Genomic DNA, 25,538 nt, shown 5'->3' with positions numbered 1-25,538 from the left:
ACATCCGCCTCAAGCCAATTGCTTCACCCGCGCCGCCACTTCCGCGGCGCTCATCGTTTCCTCCTCCAGTTCCGCGAACAGCCCGGCGATGATGTCCAGGTTGTTCAGGTACCCGTCGGGCGGCGGCGCGGCCGTGGCCGCACCGTTGGCCGCACCCGGCTTCTCCTCCGACGGAAGCCAGCAATGCATGCGTGCGAAGGCGTAGGTCGGCAGATGGATCCGCTCGGTCCGCCGCACGCTGTCCGCGTCCTGTGCATGGGCCGCCGGCCGGTAGCCCTGCGCGCTCAGATCAGCGATTTGCTGCTGCAGCAGCGGATGCAGATGCCGAGCCTCAGCGGCAGCGCGGCCCGGCGTTGGCGCAGCAAGGCTTTCACTCGGGACGACCCAGTAGGCGTCATCGGCAAACGGATACGGCGGCAGGGCGACCCTCGGCGGCCTGCGCGCGCCGTACAGCCGGCGCCAGTCCAGCGCCAGACCCTTAACCCACAGTTCGCACAGCTTCAGTGCATTGCCGTCGGCGATGCACTTGTCGATCACCAGGGCCGACATGCCGGCGTCTTCGTTGAGCAGACGCACGCCTTCGCGGCCCTGCCGCACATGCGCGGCGAACACGCCAGGCGGCAGCGGCCGGTTCGCCGCTGTGGCGTCGATGTAGGCGCCCAAGGTGTCGATGATGTCCGGCACGCTGTGCGCCACGAAGCCCAGTCGTTCGTCCATCGGGTCGCGATGGCACTGCAGGCTGTAGGCCAGCGCGGCCAGATCGCTGGCGGCACCAGACTGCAGCAGGTCGCGTAGATCCTGCGCCTTGCGCAGCAGTTGCTCGGGCGTGCGCGCCGACAGCGGCACGACGCAGCCGGCATCCGGCGCCATCGTCGACGCGACGGCAACAGTCGACAGCGGCGTGGTCGGTTGGTGTTCGGCCAGCACCAGGTGGGCATTGGTGCCGCTGAAGCCGAAGCTGCTGATCGCAGCGTGACGCGCTATGCCGTCGGGCGAAGTCCAGTCACGGGCAACCGTGTTGACGAAGAACGGGCTGGCGTCGAGATCGATGTGCTCGTTCGGCGTCTCGAAGTTGGCGCTGGGCGGCAGCGTGCGGTGCTTCAGCGCCAGCAGCAGCTTGATGAAGCCGGACACGCCGGCGGCGGTCAGGCAATGGCCGATGTTGGTCTTCACCGAGCCGATCGCGCAGTACTGCCGGCGGTCGGTCGCCGGCTGGGTCGCTTGCAAGAACGCCGACTTCAACCCGTCGATTTCGATCGGGTCACCCAGCTTGGTGCCAGTACCGTGCGCTTCGACCAGTTCGATGCGGCCGGGATCGATGCCGAAGCGGTCGTAGACGTCGCGCATCAGACGCTGCTGCGATTCCGCATTCGGCGCGGTGATGCCATTGGTGCGGCCGTCCTGGTTCACGCCCCAGCCGCGCACCACGCCGAGGATGGTGTCGCCGTCGCGTTCGGCGTCGGCCAGGCGCTTGAGCATGACCACGCCGACGCCTTCGCCTGGTACGAACCCGTTCGCGCGCTGATCGAAGGTGTAGCAGCGTCCGTCCGGCGAGAGCATGCCCGCACTCGCGGTCTTCAGGAACATGTCGGCATTGGCCATCACGTACACCCCGCCAGCGAGCGCGATGTCCGATGCGCCGCTGACCAGGCTGTCGCAGGCCGAGGCGATCGCCACCAGGGACGATGAGCATGCGGTGTCGATCGACACGCACGGCCCCTGCAGGTTCATGAAGTACGACACCCGCGCCGCGAGGATCGAGGCGGCGACGCCGGTGAACCCGAGTGCGCTAACCTGCAGTTCGCGCGAGAGCAGGTTGTAGTCGCCATAGGCGCAGCCGACGAACACGCCGCACCGGCTGCCGGACAAACGTTCCGCGGTGTAGCCGGCGTTCTCCATGCCATGCCAGCAGCACTGCAGGAAGAGGCGCTGCTGCGGATCCATGGCTTCGGCTTCCAACGGCGACAGGCCGAAGAACAGCGGATCGAAGCGGTCGTGCCCTTCCAGCACGCCCATCCACTTCGAATTGCTCTGGCCGAGCCCGGGCTGCCCTTCGACGTAGTAGTCGCGGGTATCCCAGCGCGAAGGCGGAATTTCACTGATGCAGTTGCGACCGTTGACGATGTTGTCCCAGAAGCTGTCGACATCCTTCGCCATCGGGAAGCGACCGGCCATGCCGATCACCGCGATCTCGGTGGGGTGCATGCCGATTGCGGCCGCTGGCGCTGGCGCCGCGACCGCGGTCAGGTCTGCACTGCGCCAGGACACCAGCACCGGCCAGGCGGACGGTGCGAACGGTTCGATGGCGGCGCTGTCCGCTGCGGGTTGCGCCGTCGCAGCGGGCGCCGTGGCATGCGGGCCGGCGGCGACCGGTGCGTCCGCTGCGACCCGCTGCGCGAGCGTGTCGCACACCAGGCGCGCGAACTGTTCGACGGTTGGGTAAGTGTAGACGCGGGTCGCCTCGATGGAGGTGTCGTAGCGCTGGTTGATCGCGCGTACCCAGGTGACACCGGAAATCGAGTCGAGACCCAGGTCGACGAAACTGCCATTGGCATCGATGCTATCGGGCGTCTGCCGCAGCTCCTGCGCCAGCAGATCGATCAGCGTGCGACGCACGGCACCAAGGTCGATGCTCACCGCGGATGACACGGACGTTGATAAGGACGCAGACCCGCGCTGTGGCTTGGCGGCCTGCGAGGTCGTCGGCGCCTCCGCGGTGCTGGCGACGGCCGCATCGGCAGTCTGGCCGGACTGCGCATCGGTCGCGAGCTGTTCGCCGATGTGCTTGGCGAACGTATGCAGGTTCGGATAGCTGTAGACCTTGGTCGCTTCGATCGCCAGGCCGAAGTGCGCGTTGATCCGACCGATCCAGGTGACGCTGGAGATCGAATCCAGGCCCAATTCGACGAAGGGCGTGAGCGCCTCGATCTCGGCTTCATCCACGCGCAGTTCTTCGGCCAGCAGGCGGCGGATGATCGGCAGGACATCGTTCGGTAGAGCAGCCATGGCGGCGGGCGGGCGACGCGACGCAGCGCCTACCGCTGCCTCTAATGCGGCTGCCTCTGGTTCGGTCTGCGACGGCGCGAAGCGCTGTTCGATGCGCTGCAGCGCGTCGGCCTGCCCCACCAGGGTGGTTTCGTGCATCGCGACTTCGCGCGTGAACAGCGCCTGCCAGGCTTCGAACTGCGGCGCCATGCGCGCGGCCTTCCAGGCCAGCAGATCGGCGCGCGCGTGCCCGGCAATGCTGCGCGCCAGGGCCAGCGCTTCGTCCAGCACGCGATCGCGCGGCAACACGGTCAACGACGGATTGCGCCGCGCCAGTTCCGCGCCGGTGATCTCGCGCCCGGTGAACAGGCTGTCGCGGGCCAGATCAAAACCCAGCCGGAGCGGCAGGATGCCGGTGGCTCCGGCGCCGGGCGTGAACCCGAAGTTCATGTACGGGCTGAGGTAGCGGCTTTCCTCGCTGAAAAGCACGCTGTCGCAGAACAGCCCGAGGGTCCAGCCGGCGCCGATGCCGTGGCCCTGCATCGCCGCAATCACCGGCAGCGGGCAGCGCATCGGCAGTTGGAACACGTCCTGGTCGGTAAAGCGTACCTTGCCCTGCTGGATCGCCTTCAGGCCGTCGCGGGTGCCGCCGGAAGCAAAATAGCTGTCGTAGCCGGTGAGCACGACAACCTTGCACGCCAGCGAAGCGTCGATGCGCTCGAATACTTCCTGCAGCCCGGCGATCAGCGCATCGGAGAACATGTTGCGCGCGTCGCGGTCTTCAAGACGCACCAGCACGACGCCGTCGGCATCGACGCTGGCCTGGATCACCGACGAGGCCAGGGTCAGCGTACCGGTTTCGATAGCGTTGTCGGTCGATTGAGCGTCAATCTTCGCGCCGCTCTCGGCCGAGCTGCTGTCCGCGAGTTCCTGCAGCAGCGCGTCGCTGGCGGATGCGGCCGCGGCAAAGCCGGCAGCGAACTCGCGAGCCAAGTGTTGTTTCAGCAGCCGCAGCGCGTCGGCGGATTTGTCGGCGAGCTGGCTGCAGTACTTTTCCACCGTGGCGTCGAACTCGCTGCGCGACACCACCACCGCGCCCCACCCGGCCGCCTGCAGTTCGCGGCCGCTGAGCGGACCGTCGCGGTTTGCCAACTGCGATGCCAGCGGTTGGCCGAAGCGCGCCGCAAGCCAGTCGCGCTGCGTGGCGGCATCGGCGGCCGTCGATCCTGATTGCGCTGTGGCGAAACCGTAGTCCTGGTCGTCGACCGCGATGACGAGGTCGCAGGCACAGGCGAGTTGGAAGCCGGTGTTGAGCGCCGCGCCGCTGAGCAGGGCCAGCGTTGGCGCAGGAAACGCGGCCAGCTCGCGCAGCAGCGCGTGCGTGGCCTCGTGATCGAGCGCCGCCTCGACGTCACCCAGAAAGACGCGCTCATCGCTTTCAATCAGCAGCGCCTTCAGTGAGGGCAGCGCGGCCGCATGCGTCAGGGCCGGTCGCAGCGCATCGACCAGTGCGGAATTCAAGGCATCTTCAGGCGCAGGCAAACGCAGCGCAAAGATGCCGTCGCCGCGATCGCGCAGCAGTACCGATGCAGCCGAGGTCTTTTCGCTGTGCGCCTGATCATCGCCATTTACCCGCAGCGCAGCGCCCTGCATTGAAAGCGACAGCGAGGGTTTGTCCAGCGTGGCCGCCGCGCCGGCCACGATCTGCGCGGTCGATGGCAGCGCGATCGCGCCGGGTTTTTGCAGCCTGGCGGCGAACGACCCTGACTGCACGTCGACGTGCACCGCATGGTCCTGCTGCGATGCGCGGCCTTCGAACCGGCGATCCGGCATGCGCTCGCGCAGCATCGGCTGCGGCGCAAGCTGCGGGGCCGCGGCGGCCACCGCCGCCGCAGCAGGCGCGGTGGGTTCACTACGAGGCGCGGCAAGCGCCACGGCGGGCAGCAAGGTCAGCGCGGTGATTTCGATGAGCACGGCACCGTCGTCACCACACAGGGACACATCGACGCACGGGGCATCGTTGCGCCGCGTTGCGGCGTGCCGACGGATCCATGCGTAACGCGGGCGACCGCGCGCAGCATGCACGCGCATCTCGGCGAAGCTTGCAGGCAGATGCAGGATATCCGGCGAGGGAGTCAGCCAGTGTGCGGCGAGCATCGCCGCATCGACGGCGGACGGGTCGATCGCGCAGTCCGCGAACACGGTGTTCGCTGCATCGGCCGGTTCAAACGTCAGCCACAGTCCATCCGCGGCGCGCTGGACCGACGCGACGACCGCATAAGGCGCGTCGGCTTCAAGTCCAATCGCGCGCTGCGCTTCGATCAGCGCGGCACGGTCGGCAAACAGCATCGAGGCAGCACGCGACAGCGCGGAGATGTCGAGCATGGGCGCGGCCGACTCGGCGCTGGTATCAAGCAGGCCTTGGCACAACACATGGCCATCGGCGGGCGCAGACAGTTCGAACGCCGCTACCTGAGGTTCGGGACGTAGCCCATGGCCCGGCGGCAGCACCGCGATCTCCAGCTCGATCGCCTCGGGCATCGACCGCGGCGCACCGAATCGCACGTCGCGCAACACCCAGGCCCTGCCCGGTTCGAACGGGTCCTGCGCAGGTGTGTCCAGCCCGTCCACCAGCGCGGCCCGGGCCGCTTCGAGCTGCAGACCGCGCGCAAGGATCACGCGCCCCTGGGCTCTGAGACCGGTGATCCGCGGATCGTCGGCGCGGAAATGACTGATGTAGCGCTGCTGCCCTGGCTTGGACGCGTTGCGGTGAACGAGCGAATGCAGTGGCGAATGGATCGCCTGCGCCGCCCCGGCGCCGACCGGCGCGTCCATGGATTCCTCACGCCGGTAGCGTTCGCGCGCGAACGGATACACAGGGAGGTGCATGCGCCGCGGCAACGGTGCGTTGTGCAGCTTCGACCAGTCGAGGTTGAGACCTTTACTCCAGATATCGAGCAGCCGCGACAGCTTGCCGGCAACGAACCAGCCATCGACGCTGGCCTGGAGATCTCGGTCGTCGCTGAACAGCGCGATGCTCTCGCGGTGGCGGCGCGACTGCGCGTAGTAGAGGTCGTCGGCGAGCGCGCCGTCCTCGGGCGACTCGTCGGCGAGGAAGGCGGCGAGCTTGTCGATCAGGTCGGCGCGCGAATCCACCCGCATGGCCAGGCGCTCGTCCATCGCCTCGCGCCCAAGCTGCAGGGTGTAGGCCAGGTCGCGCAGGTCGATGTCGGCATTGGCTTCGACGAACACCTTCAGTGCCGCCGCCTTCTGCCGCAGCTGCGCCAGGCTGCGCGCCGACAGCAGCACCGCACAGGGCCCCGTCGAAACGGAGTGTTCATTCCGGGAAGCGCCGGCATAGGCTTCGACGATCAGATGGGCGTTGCCGCCGCCGGCACCGAACGAGGAAATACCCGCAATCAGCGGTGCTTCCCTGCCGTCGATCACCGGCGCATTCCACGGCCGCAGGCGCTGGTTGACCTCGAACGGCGTGCTGGCGAAATCGATGTTGGGATTCAATCGCTGCGAATGCAGCGAGGGCACGATCTGACGATGCCGCATCTGCAGGATGACCTTGGTCAGCCCGGCGATTCCGGCCGCCGATTCGCAGTGACCGATGTTCGACTTCGCCGACCCGATCAGGCAGAAACCCGCGTCTGCAGTGTGTTCGCGGAACGCCTTGCTAAGGGCCGCGATCTCGATCGGATCGCCGAGCTTGGTACCGGTACCGTGCGCTTCGATATAGCTGATCTGCCGCGCATCGACGCCGGCATCCTTCAGCGCTGCCGAGATCACCGCGGCCTGTGCCTGCGGATTGGGCACCGTGTAGCCATTGGTCTTGCCGCCGTGATTCAGCGCGCTGCCGCGGATCACCGCATGGATGGCATCGCCGTCGCGCAGGGCGTCGGACAGACGCTTCAGCACCACCACGCCCACGCCTTCGCCCGGAATGTAGCCGTCGCCACCTTCGCCGAAGCTCTGGCAGTGGCCGTCGCTGGAAATGAATTGGCCGGCGCTGAGCATCGCATACTTGCCCGGATGCAGGCTGAGATTGACGCCGCCGGCCAAGGCCATGTCGGTGCGACCCTGCTTCAGATCCTGGCAGGCGAGATGGATCGCGGTCAGCGACGACGAGCACATGGTGTCCAGCGTCATGCTCGGCCCGTGCAGGTCGAAAACGTAGGACACCCGGTTGGCGATGCTGGCCAGGCTGCCCGAGCGGTTGTATTCGCCGTACATCACTCCGGCATACACGCCCACTTGGCCGCCGCGGCAGGCCTGCAGCGCGGCGCGGGTATAGCCCGCATCCTCGATCGCCATCCAGGCGTGCTGCAGGAATAGTCGCTCTTGCGGGTCGATCTGTTCGGCATCTCTCGGCGTGATGCTGAAAAAGCGCGGATCAAATTCGTAGGCGCCGTCGATGAATCCGCCCCAGCGGCTGCTGTGCTGTCCGGTGACCGGCGCGTCGCCGTCTTCGGGATGACGATAGTGGTCCTGCCAGCGCCAGCGATCGGCGGGGATTTCGCGGATGCAGTCCACACCCTGCGACAGGTTGCGCCAGTAGTGGTCCAGATCCCAGGCATCCGGATAGCGGCCGCTGATGCCGACGATGGCAATGCTTTCGTGGTGACGCGCCACACCACACATCGATTCATCGTCGATGACTGGACTATCGATGCCTGTCATCGCTACGACGGCGTCCGCGTTTGCTGCGTCAGTGATTCGTGCCGCCGGCTGCGACTGCATGGCGTCGAACGCGGGAGGCGCCTTGCGCTTGCCGGGCAGCAACGATCGGGTGGCCGATGCGGCAGGGCCCAACTCGAATGGGCTTTTCGCGGACGGATCGGTTCTGGATGGCACGACCACGGCGGGCACGGGCGGCGACAACAGAGCGATCAGGCGCTGCGCATGCGCCGTGCAGAAGTACTCGTTGAGCTGGGCGATGGTCTGGTATTCAAACGCCAGCGTTTTCGGCAGCCTGCCGAAGATCGTTTCGAGGTGGGTCACCAGCTTCATCGCCAGGATCGAATCGATGCCGTACTGCTCCAGCGGCGCCTGCGGCCGCAGCCGGGCGGCGGGAATCTTCAGCACCTGGGAGAGCTGCCGACAGAGGTAATCCAGCGCTTTCTCGCGCAGAACGTCGTCCATGCTCGACGCGGAGGCCACGGCCGTTTCCTGTTCCTGAGGCGCGGTCGCGTACGCAGCTTCAACCGCGGATGCCGTTGCGGAACTGGTCTTGGACTGGCTGGTGGAACGCGTCGCTGAGTGGGCCAGCGAATCGGTCGCAGCGAGCAGTGCCCGCATCGCCGAAAGCTCGCCTTCCATCACCAGCAGACGCTCGGCGGAAAGCTCGAAACCACGGTACATCGCGCGCATCGCAGAAGCGGTCGACAGCGGACGCATGCCGGTGTGGTTGTGCAGCCGCTCGTGGGTGGCGGCGTCCATGCGCATCCCGCCGTCCTGCCACAGCGGCCAGTTCGCCGACAGCGAGCGGCCTTGGCGTTCGCCGCGTGCTGCGAGACGGTTGCGCTGCTCGGCGAATGCGTCCATGAAGGCATTGGCGGCGGCGTAATCGACCTGACCGACGATGCCCCAGCAGGCGGCGAAAGACGAACACAGCAGGATGAAATCCAGCGGCATGTCGCGCGTCGCCAGATCGAGATTGACGAGACCGGCGACCTTCGGCGCCAGCACCGAGGCAAACGTTGACGGCGTTTTGCGCAGGATGAACCCGTCGTTAAGGATGCCGGCGCAGTGCAGGATGCCGTGCAGCGGCTGGCCCTCGGTCCGCAACTGAGCCACCAGGGTGTCGACCGCGTTGCGATCGGCCACGTCGAGCTCGACGTAGTCGATCCGGTGGCGCGGGGTCGCCAACGCATCCAGGCTGCGGCGCCCTTCGGGCGTGAGCGTCGAGCGTCCCGCCAGCAGGATGCGCGCGGAGCGGCACTGAGCGACGATCTCGCGCGCGAACTGCAGGCCGATGCCGCCGGCACCGCCAGTGATCAGATAGCAGCCGCCTTCCTTGAATGCCACTGGCGCTGCGCTCTGCGTCTGGCCTTCGGGATGCTGTCCCAGCACGCGCCAACGCAGCACTTCGCGGCGCAGGCTGCCGGCCTCACGCACATGGCGAACCGCCGCGCCGCGCGGCGAATCGGTGCAGGATTCGTCACGCACGATCTGCTCCAGCTCGGCGGCATCGACATCGCTTGGCACCCTGATCACGCGTGCAAACAGGGCCGGCGTTTCCTCCATTGCCGTCCTGAACATGGCATCGAAGCCGCAAGCGACCGTCTCATCGGCAACCAATACCAGCGCGCGAATAGCCCGCCCGCCCGCCAGCATCGACTGGATCGCCGAAAGCCCCTGCAGCGCGGCATCGGTGAAGCTTCCGTCCGCAGCGGTGACGTCCGCCGGGGGCACGAACGCTTCGATTTGCGTGTCTGCACGCGCCTTCTTCAAGGTCGCGGCCACTGCCGGATCGACGCCCCAGAGGAAAATCCTGTCAACCGGTTGTGCCTGGACTGAGGCCGCCGCTGCGAAGCCCCATTCGGGTGTCGCCAGCACAACACCCTGCGCGGCATCGGACGCCTGTCGTTTCAGAGCCTTGATTCGCACCAGCGCTTCGGCCTGGGCGAGACGGCCTTCGGCGACCTCCCGATAGATGGTCAGCAAGGAATCCTTCATGAGGGCAACCCGAGTTCAACCGCATCTTCGGCAGACATGTCCTTTCTGGAAACGCTGTCCAGCAGCTCCCGATAGAAGCGTTCGTCGAACATCTCCGTACCGGCTTCATCGGTGGGCGCCAGGTGCACCGAGGCCGCGTGGCACTTAACGCTGGCGTCCACCATGCCCGCCTCACTTAGTGTCCGTGCGTGATCCGGCGTTGCGACCTTGTCGCCGCCCACCGGCCGCCAACCAAAACCACGGATGTCGACGCAAAGCGCACCCTCGGTATCGAATATGGCGACATCGCAGCTCTCCACGACCGCATTGCCGCCTTCGTCGTGGCTGCTCACCGGCGTCAACACCACCACCACGTCCGACGGACAGGCAGCGTGCAAGGTCAAGGACTGCAGCGAGAACGGCACCGACGGTGCCTGCGGCAGGGCCTGCAGCGAGGGCAGGAAGCCAATGCAGGCCTGCAGTGCGGAGTCCATGATTCCGGGTGGCATGCGGTAGGCGTCGCCGTCGATGGCGGGGAGCGAGACGTCGGCGATCAGTTTGCCGCCGACCCGCGAAATCGAGCGGATGCCGCGGTGTGCGGGGCCGTAATGCAGTCCCATTCGGGTGAAGGCGGCGTAGATCTCCTCGCCGCTCCAACATTCGCCGCGCTGTGCCAACAACTCGGCGTCCGTCATGTCCTGGTCAGCCGCATCGACTAAGCATGCTTCGCCCTGGCAATGCAGAACACGCGCATCGCCCGAACCGCTGGCGATCTCGAATGCGATCAGACCGTCCTCCTCAACGCCGAGTTCGATCTCGACATTCGCCGGCCCGTCAACCACGATCGGCCGCCACCAGACCACATCACGCAGCATCAATCGGCCGTGCGATGTGGTCGAGGCGGCATCGGCGAAGACATCCGGCAGCGCATCGGCGATCGCCGCCACCGCCATTTCCAGATACGCGACACCAGGCAGCACGTGCTCGACCCTGCCCTCGCCGAGACGCACGCGGTGGTCGCGCAGGAAGGTCTCGCGGCCGTCGAAGATCGACCGGTAGCGCTGCCGGTGCAGGGTCGACGCGTTGACCTGCAGCAGCGGATGGATCGTCGCCGCTGCGCCTGCGCTCTGCGCCACTGCTGCGCTATCTTGTTCCAGCCAGTAGCGCTCGCGGGCGAACGGATACAGCGGCAACTCGACGCGTCGCGGCGCACGGCCAGCGTCGGCCGGATAAAGTTTCGCCCAATCAAGCTCGACGCCATCGACCCACAACTCAGCGAGCTTGGCGAATTTCCCCTCGCGCAGGCAGGTATCGATCAGCACCTTCTTCAGCTCGGCATCCTGACCGATGAAGGCCAGTTTGCCGGCACGCGACAGGCTGCTGCCGAGGTGCATATCCGCGAGTTTCTGGCCTGCGGCAAACGCACGCAGCCGCGTTTCGAGTTCGCCCAGCGAGTGCGCGACCAAGGCGCAGCGCTCCTCCATCGCTTCTCTGCCTACCTGCAGCGTGTAGGCGATGTCGTGCAGCGACGGCGTGGCCGGCGCGTTGTCGGCGTTGCGCGCCACAAATCGATTCGCCAGCAGGTCGGCCAGCAATCGCGCGCGCTGTCGCAGTTGCTCGGTGGTTCTGGCCGACAGCGGAATCAGCGCCGGACCTGCGGAGCTAACGTGATGTTCAGTAGCACGGCGCGTATCGCGGGTCGGCGCCGCGTCCAGCACCAGATGCGCATTGGTGCCGCTGAACCCGAACGAGCTGACCACGGCCGAACGTCCGCCCTTCGCGTTCTCCGGCCAGGGTTGCAGTGCGGTGTAGACCACGAACGGGCTGTCGGATAGATCGATGTGCGGATTGAGCCGCTCGAAGCTCGCCGCCGGCGGCAGTTGGCGATGCTTCAGCGCCAGCACCAGTTTCAGCGCGCCGGCGACGCCGGCCGCGTACAGCGCGTGGCCGATGTTGCCCTTCACCGAGCCCAATGCGCAGTAGCCGGTTTTCTCGGTGTAATGGCGGAACGCCTGGGTGAGACCTTCCACCTCGATCGGATCGCCCAGCTTGGTGCCGGTGCCATGCGCTTCGATCAGCTGGATGTCTTGCGGATCGATCCCGAAGCGGTCGTACACGGCGCGCATCAGGCGCGTCTGCGACACCGGGTTCGGCGCGGTGATGCCATTGGTCTTGCCATCCTGGTTGACGCCCCAGCCGCGGATCACCGCGTGGACGATGTCGCCGTCACGCTCGGCGTCGGCCAGGCGCTTCAGCATCAGTGTTCCCACGCCTTCACTGGGCACAAAGCCGTTCGCCCGATGATCGAAGGCAAAACAGCGGCCGTCGACCGACAGCATGCCCGATTGGCCGGTTTTGACGTGCATCGTCGGCCCCGCCATCACCGCTACGCCGCCAGCGAGCGCGAGGTCGCAATTGTGGGCGAGCAGGCTGTCGCAGGCATTGGCGATTGCCACCAGTGAAGATGAGCAGGCGGTGTCGATCGACAGGCACGGCCCCTGCAGATTGAGAAAGTAGGCGATGCGCGCGGCCAGGATCGACATCGCCGCACCGGTAAAGCCCTGGCTGCTGAGTTGGTGTTCGCGCGACCGCTGGTGGTAGTCGGTCGCGCCGCAGCCGATGAACACGCCGCAGCGGCTGCCGGACAGGCTGCGCGGGTCGATCGCGGCGTTCTCGATCGCGTGCCAGCAGTTCTGCAGCATCAGCCGCTGCTGCGGGTCCATGCTCTCGGCTTCGGTCGGCGAAATGTTGAAGAACAAGGGATCGAACTTGTCGCAGTCCTCCAGCACGCCCATCCAGCGGCTGTTGGTGGTGCCGGGAATCGAGATGTCCTCGCTGAAGTAGCGTTCGATATCCCAGCGCTGTGGCGGCACGGTATCGATGCAGTCCTTACCGCCGGCGATGTTGCGCCAGAAGGCGTCGAGATCGGCGGCGTGCGGGAATTGGCCGGCGATACCGATGATGGCGATGGCGTCGGCAGCCGTGCCCTTGCCCGTGCGCATGCCAGTGATGCGGAGCTCGGCCTTGCCGCGCCACGACACCAGGGTGCGGGCCGCCGGCGCGGCCGGGCGCAGGGGCTCAGCGCGCGGCCCGACATCCGATTGCATAACGACGGGTTCCGCCGACGCCGGCACCGACGAAGACGGCGACGCGACGGGACGCGACGGCAGCAGGCCAGCCAGAAAGCGCGCGAACTCGGCCAGGGTCGGATGGCTGTAGACCTTGGTCGCTTCAATGCGGGTGCCGTAGGCGGCATTGATCCTGCGCACCCAGGTCACGCCGGTGATCGAATCGAGGCCCAGGTCGACGAACTGCCGGTGCGCGTCGATCTCTTCTTCGGGCATGTGCAGTTCCTGCGCCAGCGTGTGCCGCAGCGCAAGAGAGAGTTTCGCCTCCACGGCAGCGGCATCCGCTGCGACCGGCGCGACCGGCGCGCTGGCCACAGATGTCGTCGGTATCGGCAATACAGCCGGCGAAGCCACATGTTCAGCGGCAGGTTGAACGGCGAATTGCGCGGCGTGCCGCGCCGGCCTGGCGGCAATGGCGACAGGCTGCGTTCCCGCGTCGCCGCGCTGCGCAACGCGTTCGACGATGAAATCGGTGAACTGGCGCAGGGTCGGATGGCTGTAGACCTTGGTCGCCTCGATCCGGGTGCCGTAGGCGGCATTGATCTTGCGCACCCAGGTCACCCCGGTGATCGAATCGAGGCCAAGGTCGACGAACTGGGTGTCCTCGTCGATCTCGTCCGCGTCCATTTGCAGCTCAGTCGCGAGCAGGCTCCTCAGGGCATGGGCGATGTCGGGCAGCGCAATCTCTGGCAGCGCTGCAACGGCCTGTGTAGTCACGGCCGGCACTGCGGCGGTGTCTTCATCGGTGTGGAAATGCTGCATCACACCCTGCAGGGCGTGCGCCTTGCCGACGAAGCTCTGCGCGTGCAGGGCCAGCTCGCGGGCGTAGGTGTCTTCGACCACAGCAAGGCCGGGATCGGCGAAGTATCGCTTCAGCGCACGCACGTCGGCGGGCGCCCGTGCCGCGATCGCGTCGGCCAGCGCCAGCGCGTGGGGCAGCACGTCGACGCGCGGGACGCAGGCATGCGGCAATCCTTTCGCGAGTAGCTCGCTGCCGCTGTGCTCGACGGCGGTAAACAGGGTCTCGCGGGCGAGATCGGCGCCAAGCGTGGCCGGGAAGATCTGCGTCGAGCCGGCGCCCGGCGTGAAGCCGTACTGCATGTACGGGCTGATGTAGCGGCTTTCGGCGCTGAACACACACAGGTCGGCGAACATGCCCAGGGCCCAGCCGCCGCCGATCGCGTGGCCCTGCATGGCGGCGATCACCGGCACGCGGCAGCTCATCGGCAACTGGTAGATCTTGGTGTCGGTGAACTGGGCCCTGCCCTGCTGGATCGCCAGCAGACTGTCGCGAGTGCCGCCACAAGAGAAATAGGTGTCGTAACCGCATAGCACGACCACGCGGTAGTCATCAGCCGACGCTTCGATGTGAGCGAACACCTCTTCCAGCCCGCGGACCAGTGCCGGCGAGAACATGTTCTTTGCCTCGCGATCGACCATGCGCACGATCAACACGCCGTTGCCGCGACGTTCGGTCTCGATGGCGGGAAATTCGGGCATCGGCCGCCGTGCCGCGCGCGGGCCGGCATCAGCGACGGCCACATCGGAAACCGCAATGTCTGCAAGCCGGGCCAATGCGGCGGCACGGCGACGCGTGCGCATTTCGGCTGCACGCAGCGGAAACCCAGCCGCCAGCGCCGCTGCACGCGCCAGCACGTCGGCCGCATCGCCGGCCACGACCGCCGCCGCGGAGACCAGCTCGGCCCCAGTGACCGCCGCCGGCCCGAACAGACAACGTTTGGCGCGATTGGCGCCGAGGCGGTGGTCGAACAGCACGGCCGCCCGCTGCAGCAGCGACGGGTGACGCCACAGCGCCTCGGTCGAATAACGCGCGTGTTCGGCGTGGACGCAGGCATCCGCGCTCAATCCCAGCAGCCAGCCAGCGCCATCGGCATCGCCTTCGAACGCGACCACGACCGGCGACGGGTACTCGCACAGTACCTGCTGAAGCGCCGCCAGCTCGGCATCGACACGCCGCGCTTCGTCGGCCTCGGCGATGGCAGGCAGGAAGCCGTCGAGATTGCTGCACAGCACGATCGAAGCTCCGCCGGCGAGCTGTTCCAGCTCGGTCAGCGTCGCGCGCAGATCGCGCAACACCGTGGCCGCGGTGCTGTCGTCGCCCGCGCCAGACAAGCGCACCGAAATCGTCGAATCGGACAGATACTCAAGTGCAATGCCCGGTCGCGGCTGCGGCAGTTCGACGGGCACCGTCGCGGACGATGGCAGTGCATCGGATGCGTCCGCGCTCGGACGATCGTGGGCGCCGAGGTGGGCTACGCAATCCTGCAGCGGGGCGACCATGTGCCTCTTCAGCAGGCGCAGCGATTCCCGCGGCTTGGTCGCGATACGCTCGGCCAGCGACAAGGCCGCAGCCATCGTGTCGCCGCGCGCGACGACAGGAACAGTCCATCCCTTCTGCGCCAGCTCACGCCCGCTCAGAGCGCCGCTGACGCAGATCAGATCTTCCGTCCAGGCATCGCCGAAGCGGGCCGCCAGCAATGCGGCCTCCGCCGCCGTGGGCTGCGCTGCGCACCGCGGATCAGAAAAGCCGTAGCGCGATTCGCGCGCGCAGACCATGAAATCACAGAGCGCGCCGAGCAGGAAGCCGGGGCCGTCGGCGCCGCCGCCCAGCACCGCGACGGTCGGCAGCGGGAACTCGACCACGGCGCGATACAGCCCGGCCGTGATGGCGTCGTCGAGTGCCTCGGGACTGCCGTGCAGGGCCTCGGCCTCGGGGCTGACCAGCAGCACTAGCTGGGCGTCCTCGCGCGGGCGCAGATGTTCCAGCGCCAGCAGCAACTGGGCGATGAGCGCGCGATCCAGTTCGGGTTGCGGCAGGACGATGGAGAACACGCCGCTGCCGTGCCCGCGCAGTTCGACGCACTTGGGCAGCGCATCCGCAGCCACATCCGCGCCGAGCTCTGCCACTTGATTCGCGTTCGGCGACAGCAACGCGATCCTGGGTGTGTTCGTGGGACGCAGTGCCGGCACGGCATCGATCTCTTCGATGGCGCGCAATCGCATGGCATTGGGCTTGGCGGTGACCGGGCCGCTGCGCGCCTGCACTCTCGCAGAGGACGCAATCGTCGCAGTCGGCAGAAAGACGATACGCGTGCCGGTCGCGGACAAGGCCGGCATCGGCGCGACGGTTTCCTCAGCCTTGCCTCCCGCGGCGACTTGGCTTGCCGTGCTTTGGATTACCCCGCCGTGCATGACCGCGCTTTGTGCCGACTCTGGTGCGGGCTCGTCGCCGAATGCGCCCGCCCACGCCAGATCGACACCGTCCGCACGGAGGCAGGGATTGCCTTGCGCGTCGTACAGCGCGAAGTCGCAGCGACCGGAATGATCGTCCCGCTGGTGGAGCACCAAATACGCTGGACGCTCGCCGGACCACAACCGAACTGTCTGCACCGCGCGCAACGACACATCGGACGGCGCGGCAGGCGTCTGCCCGAGTTCATCCAGCAGCCAGGCCGCGGCGAATGGCACCGATGAAAGTGGCAGCGTCCACGGCTCGGTGCCGGCTGTTTCGGCGGCGAGTTCGACTACAAGTTCGCGATCGGTGCGCGCGAGGCGCTGCGCGGATAGCGCCTGCGCACCACGCGTCGCCATCCGCTCGCGCACGATACTGGCCGGCACACCCTGCGCAAGGCGCGCGCCCAGAGCCGCCACGTCTGCGCGCGCGCGCTCTGCGTCCGGCGCCACGAACAACGCATGTCCCTGGCAATGCACGCGCTCAAGCCCGTCTCGAACCAGGTAGATTTCGAAGCCCAGCGCATCGTGGCTGTCGGGCAACAGCGCGATATGCAGCTCGCAACCTTCGTCGACCTGGATGCTGTCGTCGACGACCACGTCCTCGAGGCGCAATTCGTGGGCGGCGACCTGCTCGGGATAGGCCGCGGCGATCGCCGCACGCGCCATTTCCAGGCACAGCAGCGCCGGCAAGCGCCGTCGGCCGGCGGCATCTTGCAGCAGGAAACGCTCATCGCCCTTCAAGACGACGCAGTAGGCCGGGCCGCGCAAGGTCGAGGTGTTTCGCTGCAGCAGCGGATGGCTCGCCGCAGCCTTGCGGGCATCGCCCAGCGCGCGTTGCGGCTCGATCCAGTGACGCTCGCGTGCGAAGGGATAAGTCGGCAGCGGGATGCGTCTGCGGCACGCTCCGGTATGCAACTGCGGCCAGTCGATCTCGACACCCTTGACCCAGTGCTCGGCGATCTGCGCCAGATCCCGCCGAGCCAGCCAGCCGTCCCGGCGTGCGGCAAATGCGGGATCGGCCTTGCACGCAGCGAGGAACTCCTTGTGCTTGCGCACACTGCCGCGATGCGGCTCCGAGCCGACGTGTGCCGCCTGCAACTGAGCGCGCAGCTCATCCAACGACATCGCGACAAAGGCGATGCGTTCGTCCATCGCCTCGCGTCCAACCTGCAAGGTGTAGGCGATGTCGCGCAGGGCGGTGTCAGCGTTGCGTTGCAGGAAAACGATCAGGCGCTCGACTTTCCGCTGCAACTGCTCGGTCGTGCGTGCCGACAAGGGCACCAAACAGGCACTTTCGTTGTGGCCGCCGCTGTGCGGTGCCGAGGGTGGCTCGTGCAACACCACATGCGCGTTGGCTCCGCCGGCGCCGAACGACGAGATGCCGGCGATGCGTGGCACTTCGCGAGCCGCGCCCGCTTCGCTCAGCACCGGCCGGCGCCAGGGCGCCAGGCTGCGCTGCAGGTGGAACGGCGTGCTCGAGAAATCGATCTCGTCGTTGACTTCTTCTGCATGCAGGGTCGGCACCAGTTGCCCATGCCGGAACTGCAGCAACACCTTGGTCAGCGCGGCGATGCCGGCGGCCGACTCGCAATGGCCGATATTGGATTTCAACGAGCCGATGGCGCAGTGCTGGCGCTCAGCACCCGCCTTCGCCGGCGCGCGGCGGCTGGCGCGGAAAGCCTTGGTCAAGCCGGCGACTTCGATCGGATCGCCGAGCGCGGTGCCGGTGCCATGGGCCTCGATGTAGCTCACGTCGGCGGAATCGATGTTGGCACGAGCCAAGGCGGACGCAACCACCTCCGCCTGCGCGGCCGGGTTGGGCACCGTGTAGCCATGGGTGCGGCCGCCGGTGTTCAGCGCGCTGCCCTTGATCACCGCGTAAATGTGGTCGCCGTCGCGCAGGGCCTGGTCCAGCGGCTTGAGCACCACCGCACCGACGCCTTCGGCATCGACAAAGCCGTCGGCGTTGCGGCCAAAGGCGCGGCACTGGGCCCCTTCCGACAGCATCCCAAGCGCGGAGAGTTCCAGCATGTGCTGCGGATCGACGATCAAGCTAACGCCGCCGGCGATCGCGGCCTCGCACATGCCGCTGTACAGGCTGTCCAACGCGAGATGGATCGCGGTCAGCGATGAAGAGCAGGCGCTGTCCACCGCAAGCGAAGGGCCGGAGAAATCGAACAGGAACGAGACCCGGTTGGCGATCGAATAGAACAACGGCTGCGCGGTGTAGCGCGAATTCATTACCCCGACAAACACGCCGACCTTGCCAGCCGAAGCCAGCGTCGCCGGCGTGTAGCCGCTGTCCTCGATTGCGTGATAGCTGGTCTCCAGGAACAGGCGTTCCTGCGGATCGATCTTCTTCGCTTCCTTCGGCGCGATACGGAAGAACAGCGGATCGAACTTGTCGATGTCGTCGAGGAATCCGCCCCAGCGCGTGTAGCTTTTGCCGGCCTTGCCTTTTTCGGCATCGTGATAGTCCTGCCAGCGCCAACGGTCGGCGGGCACTTCGCTGGCGCAACTGCGCCCGGACGCCAGGTTGTCCCAGAACGCGTCGAGATCGGGCGCCTGCGGATAGCGGCCGCTGACGCCGATGATGGCGACATCGAAACGCGCAGCGGGCGCGTCGACCCAAGGCGCTGCTTCGGCGGCGGGCTGCATCGGCAGTGCGGCTGGCGCATCGCTGCGCCGCGCCAGCCGTCGGCGGCCGGAGCGGTCCAGCGCTTTACTCGCCGCGCGCGCGGCCGGCACCGGCACCGGCACCGGCACCTGCGTCGATGAAACTGCAGTCGCGTGCACGCACGTCGCCTGCGCGACCCTTGCCCGATCGAGTTCCAGAAAATGGGCGACCAGGCCGTTGATGCTCTTAACTTCAAAGAACAGCGTGCTGCGCGTGGCCGGAAAAAGCTTGCGGAACTGCGTGGTCAGCTGGACAACTAAAATGCTGTCCAGCCCGTAGTGTTCCAGCGGCTTGTGGGTTTCGATCTCGCCCACCTCCATTCGCAGCACGCCCGCGACGATCTCCCGGAACAGCAGCGCGCAGGCAGCGCGCAGCGCCGCATCGTCCGTCGTAGCCGTTGCCGTTGCCGCCGCAGGGAGCGACGCAGCCGGCACACTGTCTGCAGGCGAAACGGCTGCCGCTGTCCCACCGCGCGCATCGAGCGCCGACATCACAGCGGCGCGATCGTTGGCGAAGAAGTGCTGCACCAAGCCGTCGATGCTCTTCACTTCGAAGAACAGCGTGCTGCGTACGCTGTGGAACAACTTGCGGAACTGCGTGGTCAGCTGGACGACGAGAATGCTGTCCAGGCCGTAGTGTTCGAGCGGCTTGTGGGTTTCGATCTCGCCCACGCCCATCCGCAGCACGCCCGCGATCATCTCCCGGAACAGCAGCGCGCAGGCAGCGCGCAGTGCGGCATCGTCGGTCGTTGTCGTCGCCATTGTCGTCGCCGGCTGCGGCGCCATCGGCACAGGGGCAGGCACAACCGTCCTGACAGCCGCGTCCGGCGGGATTAGGCGCTGACGCACCACGCCGTCGCTCTTCGCCGTCAGGATCAACTGACCCAGTCCGTGATCGGCCTGAGCCGGGAAGCGGATATCGAGAAAGCGCTCGGCCTTTAACAGCGATTTCCACTGCGCCGGGGACAGGCACGGGCAGTCAGGCAACCGGAGCTTCTCGTCCTCGTACAGCCACCAGCCGTCAAGCAGGCCGAAAGTGAAATGCGTCTGCCACGACCACTCGCTGAGCTCATTGACTAGCAGCATGCCGCCGCGCTTCAACAAGGCCTTGGCGTTGCGTAGCGTCTCGCGCATATTCGAGGTGGCGTGCAGCACGTTGGTGGCGATCACCGCGTCGTAGCGGTTGCCCTCGATCGGCTGCAGCGCAAGCGGCTTGCCCACATCGAAAATCGCGGTGCGCAGCGCCGGAAACTCTGGCTTGTAGACCTCCTGCGCATGCAGCAGAAAGGCCTTGGACAGGTCGGTGTAGCAATACTCGTCAACTAGATCGCCGAAACCGCGCAGCATCGGCAGCAGCCCCGTGGTGGTGCCGCCGGTGCCGGCACCGATCTCGAGCAGACGCAGGCCGCGTTCGCCGCCCGCGGCCCGCGCGGCGAATTCCGCACGCAGGTTTTCGCCGAGCACCCGATTGAAGTGATCGGCGATCAGGTTGTGCTTGTAAATGCCCTCGACCAGACGCATGGACGAATCGGGGAACAGCACGTCGGTGGCGGGCAGCGCCCCGGTCAAGATATCGGGCAGCCCGCGCAGGCAGGCTTCAATCAGGCTGAGATAGGCGCGGTGGTTGGCGTTTTCGCACCAGCCCGGCTTCGCCGCGTCCCAGCGCGACCACAGCGCATCCATAGCCTCGTCGACGAGAAAACGGCAATGCCCTGTTTGCTGATTGATGGCGACCAGCCGGCGCGCCTCGAAATGACGCAGATTGGCATCCAGCCAGCGGCGGTGCGCGGGGCGCAGCATGTCGTTGCGTTCGGTCGGCACGTATTCGCCCTGCGCATCGGCGAACAGCCCTCGCATCTGGGCCGCCACGATAGCGGTGGCCAGGCGCTCGGCATCGGCGGGCAGGCGGGCTGCTTCGAGGCAAGAGCCGGAAAGATGCGCAGACGGCAGTTCTTTCTCAGACATAGCCGCCCACTGCGCGAACCCTCGGGGACGCATTCGGCGCACAACGGAATCCCTGCCCGTTGTGGTCCTTGAACGTCGACCACCACAACACGCGCGAAGACTTCATTCCAGCAGCGAGCAGCGCATTCCTCAGCAGACGCTGCACCGCGGATGCACGCCGGCTTTCGCATCCGGCGGGTTCGTGAACATCGACGTGTTCGAGAGCCAACGGCTTCGGCACGGCGCCAAATCTCTCAAACATTCGCTTGAGGAGGCTCAGCACCCACAAACGGTTGCCCCTGAGCTCGCCAACAGGCGAGGTGGAGTCGGCAACCGTTCTTGACATGTCACTGAACAGAGACTTCAGACAAGCTCCGGCACCTTGCCGCGGAACCGCAATCATCGCTGCTACTCCGCCTGCCGTTGCAGGCAGTCAGCGAATCGGCTATGTGCTACCCAAGCTGATGATCTTATTGCCTTCCTGCCCCACGATCCCGCACATTCGACCCGCATTCAATCCCCCAACGAATACATCGTGTCCCGCACCGAAAGCGCCGCAAGAGTGCCGGCTAGCCATGACGAAGGCGTGACATCTGCAAGAACACATCGGGATTGTTGCGTTACCGCATCGCAATCTGCCCCGCCGGCCGTGTTGTCGGAACGACCAGCTTTTTCGTAGACAGCTGAGTGACTACTGCGAGGCTCATCACATGCTGTTTAGCCTAAATCACAGCAAAACAAGCAGTTCGATGGCAACACACTTCCCCCGAAGCGCAATTCATCATTACGCAAACTTCTCAAGGACTGCAACACGAAACAGCGCTTGGCTAAAGGCGCCGAATAGCAAACTGTTTCGGCGAAAGGACTTAGCTGCGTGCACATTTCTTCGTACTGACTATGCGGTAACAAGCGAAACCAGTCGTTTGGATGCAAACACGATCAAACCGATAGTTCTTCCCGCCATGCAGCTTTACGGCACTCACTCTGGTGAGAACGCCGACACCCCATCGACATCCCGACCGTCGCAGAACACGCCATCGCGATGACCACAGCGACCAACTCGAACTAACCGTTTGACCGCAAACACGATCAAACCGATGGTTTTGACGACAAGGTTGTAATTCGCCCACCACCCTGACAAGAATGTTGTCATCCCATCGGCACCCGGCTCAACGCAGCACATGCGACTCTTTGCCATCTCCGACATTCATGTCGACTACGACGACAACGCCAAATGGGTTGGCGCACTGTCACGGTCGGACTATCGAGATGACACTTTGATGGTTGCAGGCGATATCAGCGACCGCTTGCCAGTATTGCGATGGTGCCTGCGCGAACTTTCGGCACGCTTTCGCAACACCCTGTTTGTGCCGGGCAATCATGAACTCTGGGTAGTACGCGATACGCCACAGCAGCACTCGCTGGACAAGTTTGAACTGGTCGCCGGGGCGGCCACCGAGGCCGGCGCGTCCATGCAGCCATTGCGGCATGACGATCTAATGATCGTGCCCCTGCTCGGCTGGTATGACTTTTCCTTCGGCTTCCCTTGCGACATGCTGAGACGTGCCTGGATGGACTTCATAGCCTGCCGCTGGCCCAATGGCATGACCGAACCTGAGGTCAGTCGCCATTTCAGCGCTCTCAACCCGACTCAGGTACCGGCCGACGTGCAGCACGTCGTCACTTTTTCACACTTCATGCCTAGACTCGACCTGATGCCGGCATGGATACCGCAAGCGCAACGCAAGCTCTACCCGGTGCTCGGCGCCACTCGCATTGATTCAGAGCTGCGCCAACTCGGGGCCCGAACCCATGTCTACGGGCATACACACATCAATCGCCAGAAGACCATCGATGGCATCACCTATATAAACAATGCGTTTGGCTATCCTCACGAGCACCACTTCGGTACTCGCGGATTGCTGGAGGTCTCCGTCGCGCAGGAATCGGAAGCATAGGATGAAGATTCGTCGCGCCGCCTGTCGGAAGGGCAAGGCCATAGCGCAACAGCAGCAAGGGCGGGCACAAACTGCGCTCGGCCGCTTGCCCGGCCCATTCGGACCCAGCCAATGCTAGGCAACAACGACGTGCATCTTTGGACGTGGCACTACACTCAGTTCGACCCGGCCACACTATTGGCATATCGCAGCCTGCTCACCGAGGACGAACGTCAACAGATCGGCCGCTTTCGTTTCGAGAACGACCAGATTCGCTACCTGGTGACGCGCGCCATGCTGCGCACCACGTTGTCGCGCTACGCCGACCTTCCGCCGTCTGAATGGCGATTCGACTACAACCCCTACGGGCAGCCGAGAATTTCTAGCCGGTTGCCGGGAGCGGACTGGTTGCAGTTCAACCTTTCGCACACCAAGAGTCTGATCGTCCTGGCCGTCGCCCGACACACCCAGCTTGGTGTAGACGTCGAGAACTTCGTGTCGCGCCCGGCCCCGCTGGATATCGCCAGTCACTTTTTTGCTGCCGACGAAGCCGACCAACTTGCCCGCCTTCCTCCCGAAGCGCAGCAGAGGCAGTTCTACGAGTATTGGACTCTGAAAGAGTCGTACATCAAGGCGCGGGGCATGGGGCTATCCATTCCTTTGGACCAGTTCTGGTTCAGCTTTCCCTGCCAGCGATCTCTGGATATGCAAGTTCACGCCGAACTGTCAGACGACCCAACCCGCTGGTTGTTCTGGAGCATGAATCCCTTTCCTGAGTATCTGCTGTCGCTCTGCGTAGAGAGGATCAGCCGCATTCCTCCCCGTTTGAAAATGATGAGGACAGCGCCAGGCACAGCTGAGCCCGTAGCCATGGACCCAGTTCCCGTGCGCACATCTCGCTGCTTGTCGGCTGTTTGAACCGCAGGTTCAGCCATTCTGTTCGAAAGGAAACAAAGCACCATCGTTGACTCGTAACTCAACGCGATGTTTTGAATTCACTCATAGCACGCCAAACCGGCAAGAATTGCGGTGCGGTGCGAGTCGTTCGGAGGGGGCGACGCTGCATGCTAAAGCGCATACTCAATGCCAATCAACTACCACACGTTGGGCAGCTGCGAAACGTGCTCAATACTGTTCGCAAGCTCGCCGCCGTTACGCACTGCGAATCCTTGGCCGACTACACAAACGATTCAACTCTTGGCAACCACCTGGATCTGGTCTTCACGGTAAAGCACCAGCAACAGCGCGCCTTGAATCGAATCATGCGCAAGCGCTTGTGCGGCGGGCGATCGCTCAAAGTCTTGGGAGGGCGCACACTCCGCCCCTACCGTGACGGCTTGTTGGTCCAGCAGGCGCTGCGCAATGGGCATTCGGAGAAAATGCAGATTCGCGAGCCATTTGGCCTGGACCGGCGTGAAATGCGACTCGCCGTCGCGGCTGGCGATGAAGTTCGCATTTACGACGCCTGTGAGCACACCACGCACGTGTATCGCAACCCATGGTTTGCTCAACTGCACTCCGTGTACTTTTCGCCCGACGGATCGCGGCTGTTGGTGGTGTCCACCGGATTCGACACCGTGCTTGAATTCGACATCGAACGCTGCGAGCTGACCATGGCATGGAACGCCTGGGAACACGGCTACAACATCTCGCCCGCGGGAATCAGGATCAACCGCGGCGGCCAGGCGCGCTTCGACAGCGACCCACATTGCGTGGTAGTCGACAACCCCGACGCCTGGCGTGGATTCGGCCTGCCCACCGGGCTCACGGCCGCCCATCTGAACAACGCTCGCTACCGTGATGACCAGAGTTTTCTGGTCACGCTGTTTCACCACGGCAGTGCTTTGCTGGTGAATCGCCAGGGCGAATCACGCGAAGTGCTCAACGGACTACTCAGCCCACACGGCTTCGAGCCGGGCTGGCAACACCAGTATCTGGTCACCGACACCCGACGCGGACGAGCCATCTTCCTTGACGAATCATTCGAAGTGAATCGAGTGGTGTCCATGGACGCCTGCCCACCGAGCAGCAGTCGAGCCGGCCTGGACGAATGGCTGCAAAACGTCCTGCACCTGGAAAATGGCCTGTACGCTGCCATCGATATTCATCGCAGTTGCATCTGGCTGTTTCAGCCCTCCGGCAAACGTGTTCGTCGGGTCGAAATCAACCCCAACTGGGCGGTGCAGAATGTCATCGCCGTGCCGCCACAACACGTCAAGTGCCTGAACCGAAGGCTGGATCACTACAGCGAAGTCATTCACCAGGTCACCGATACGCGCGGACTGATGCAAACTCCCAATAGCAGCACACGCCAGAAACGAAAGCGGCCAACCCGAAGACCCGAAATGGCGGCAAGAAGCGGCGGCGGCCAGGCAGAAGCAGCTGGTACGTCACACTCAAAAGCCACCAGGTCATAGCATCAATTGCAAATCCCCTAACCTGTCTGTTGTGCCTTCAAGACCGCGCCGCGTCAAGATAGTTGTCGCCTAACAGGCTGCTGAAATACCTCCTCGCATCGTAAACTTGTCTCATCCTTCAGATACACCGCTGGCAAGGAAGCCCGATGCGCGGAGCCGATGTCTTCATGGAGCAGTTGTTCACGGTCCGTAAGCTGGACGACTTCGTTCCCAAGGACCACCCGTTGCGGCCGATTCGCGAGCGTGTGAATCGGGCGTTGGCTCGACTCGACAGCCTGTTTCAACGCATGTACGCCGAGGATCGCCGGGGCGGACGGCCCAGCATTGCGCCGGAGAAATTGCTGCGAGCAATGCTGCTGCAGATCTTCTACAGCGTGCGCTCTGAGCGTCAGCTGATGGAGCAGACCCATTACAACCTGCTGTTCCGTTGGTTCATTGGCCTGTCCATGGACGATGCGGTGTGGGTCCCTACCGTGTTCAGCAAGAACCGCGAGCGCCTGATTGAGCACGATGCGGTGGTGGCACTGTTCAAT

The 25,538-nt window shown here is 65.2% G+C and carries 7 protein-coding genes; 4 read left to right on the top strand and 3 right to left on the bottom strand.

Annotated features, from left to right (window positions below):
• Positions 1-9: 9 nt before the first annotated feature.
• Entirely contained in the window at positions 10-9,669 is a 9,660-nt protein-coding gene (locus IFO71_RS09070) for an SDR family NAD(P)-dependent oxidoreductase (RefSeq protein ID WP_192029315.1), read from the bottom strand.
• Positions 9,666-20,705 (bottom strand): beta-ketoacyl synthase N-terminal-like domain-containing protein, encoded by an 11,040-nt coding sequence (locus IFO71_RS09065; RefSeq protein ID WP_225444515.1) that lies wholly within the window; start codon positions 20,703-20,705, stop codon positions 9,666-9,668. Before IFO71_RS09065 ends, IFO71_RS09070 begins: the two co-directional genes overlap by 4 nt.
• A 1,127-nt stretch (positions 20,706-21,832) precedes the next feature.
• Between IFO71_RS09065 and IFO71_RS09060 the strand changes: the two genes are divergently transcribed.
• Positions 21,833-22,609: a metallophosphoesterase family protein gene (locus IFO71_RS09060; protein ID WP_192029313.1), complete on the top strand. Its 777-nt coding sequence runs from the start codon at positions 21,833-21,835 to the stop codon at positions 22,607-22,609.
• A gap of 111 nt (positions 22,610-22,720) precedes the next feature.
• Positions 22,721-23,506: a 4'-phosphopantetheinyl transferase family protein gene (locus tag IFO71_RS09055; protein ID WP_192029312.1), complete on the top strand. Its 786-nt coding sequence runs from the start codon at positions 22,721-22,723 to the stop codon at positions 23,504-23,506.
• Positions 23,507-23,778: 272 nt separating this feature from the next.
• Here the strand turns inward: IFO71_RS09055 and IFO71_RS09050 are convergent, their stop codons facing one another.
• Positions 23,779-24,099 carry a hypothetical protein gene (locus IFO71_RS09050; RefSeq protein WP_192029311.1) on the bottom strand — a complete coding sequence of 107 codons (321 nt, stop codon included), beginning with the start codon at positions 24,097-24,099 and terminating at the stop codon, positions 23,779-23,781.
• 39 nt (positions 24,100-24,138) lie between these two features.
• Here IFO71_RS09050 and IFO71_RS09045 point away from each other — a divergent pair, with 39 nt between their 5' ends.
• Both IFO71_RS09045 and IFO71_RS09040 read left to right on the top strand, forming a co-directional pair.
• Positions 24,139-25,005 (top strand): hypothetical protein, encoded by an 867-nt coding sequence (locus IFO71_RS09045; protein ID WP_192029310.1) that lies wholly within the window; start codon positions 24,139-24,141, stop codon positions 25,003-25,005.
• Positions 25,006-25,151: 146 nt separating this feature from the next.
• Positions 25,152-25,538: transposase (locus tag IFO71_RS09040; RefSeq protein ID WP_192029309.1), on the top strand; the 387-nt coding region annotated here is incomplete at its 3' end.

The sequence above is a fragment of the Pseudomarimonas arenosa genome, assembly GCF_014841215.1.
GTDB classification, from domain to species: domain Bacteria; phylum Pseudomonadota; class Gammaproteobacteria; order Xanthomonadales; family Xanthomonadaceae; genus Pseudomarimonas; species Pseudomarimonas arenosa.
Note: the sequence above shows the minus strand (reverse complement) of the source record. Positions and strands in the feature narration are given on the sequence as shown.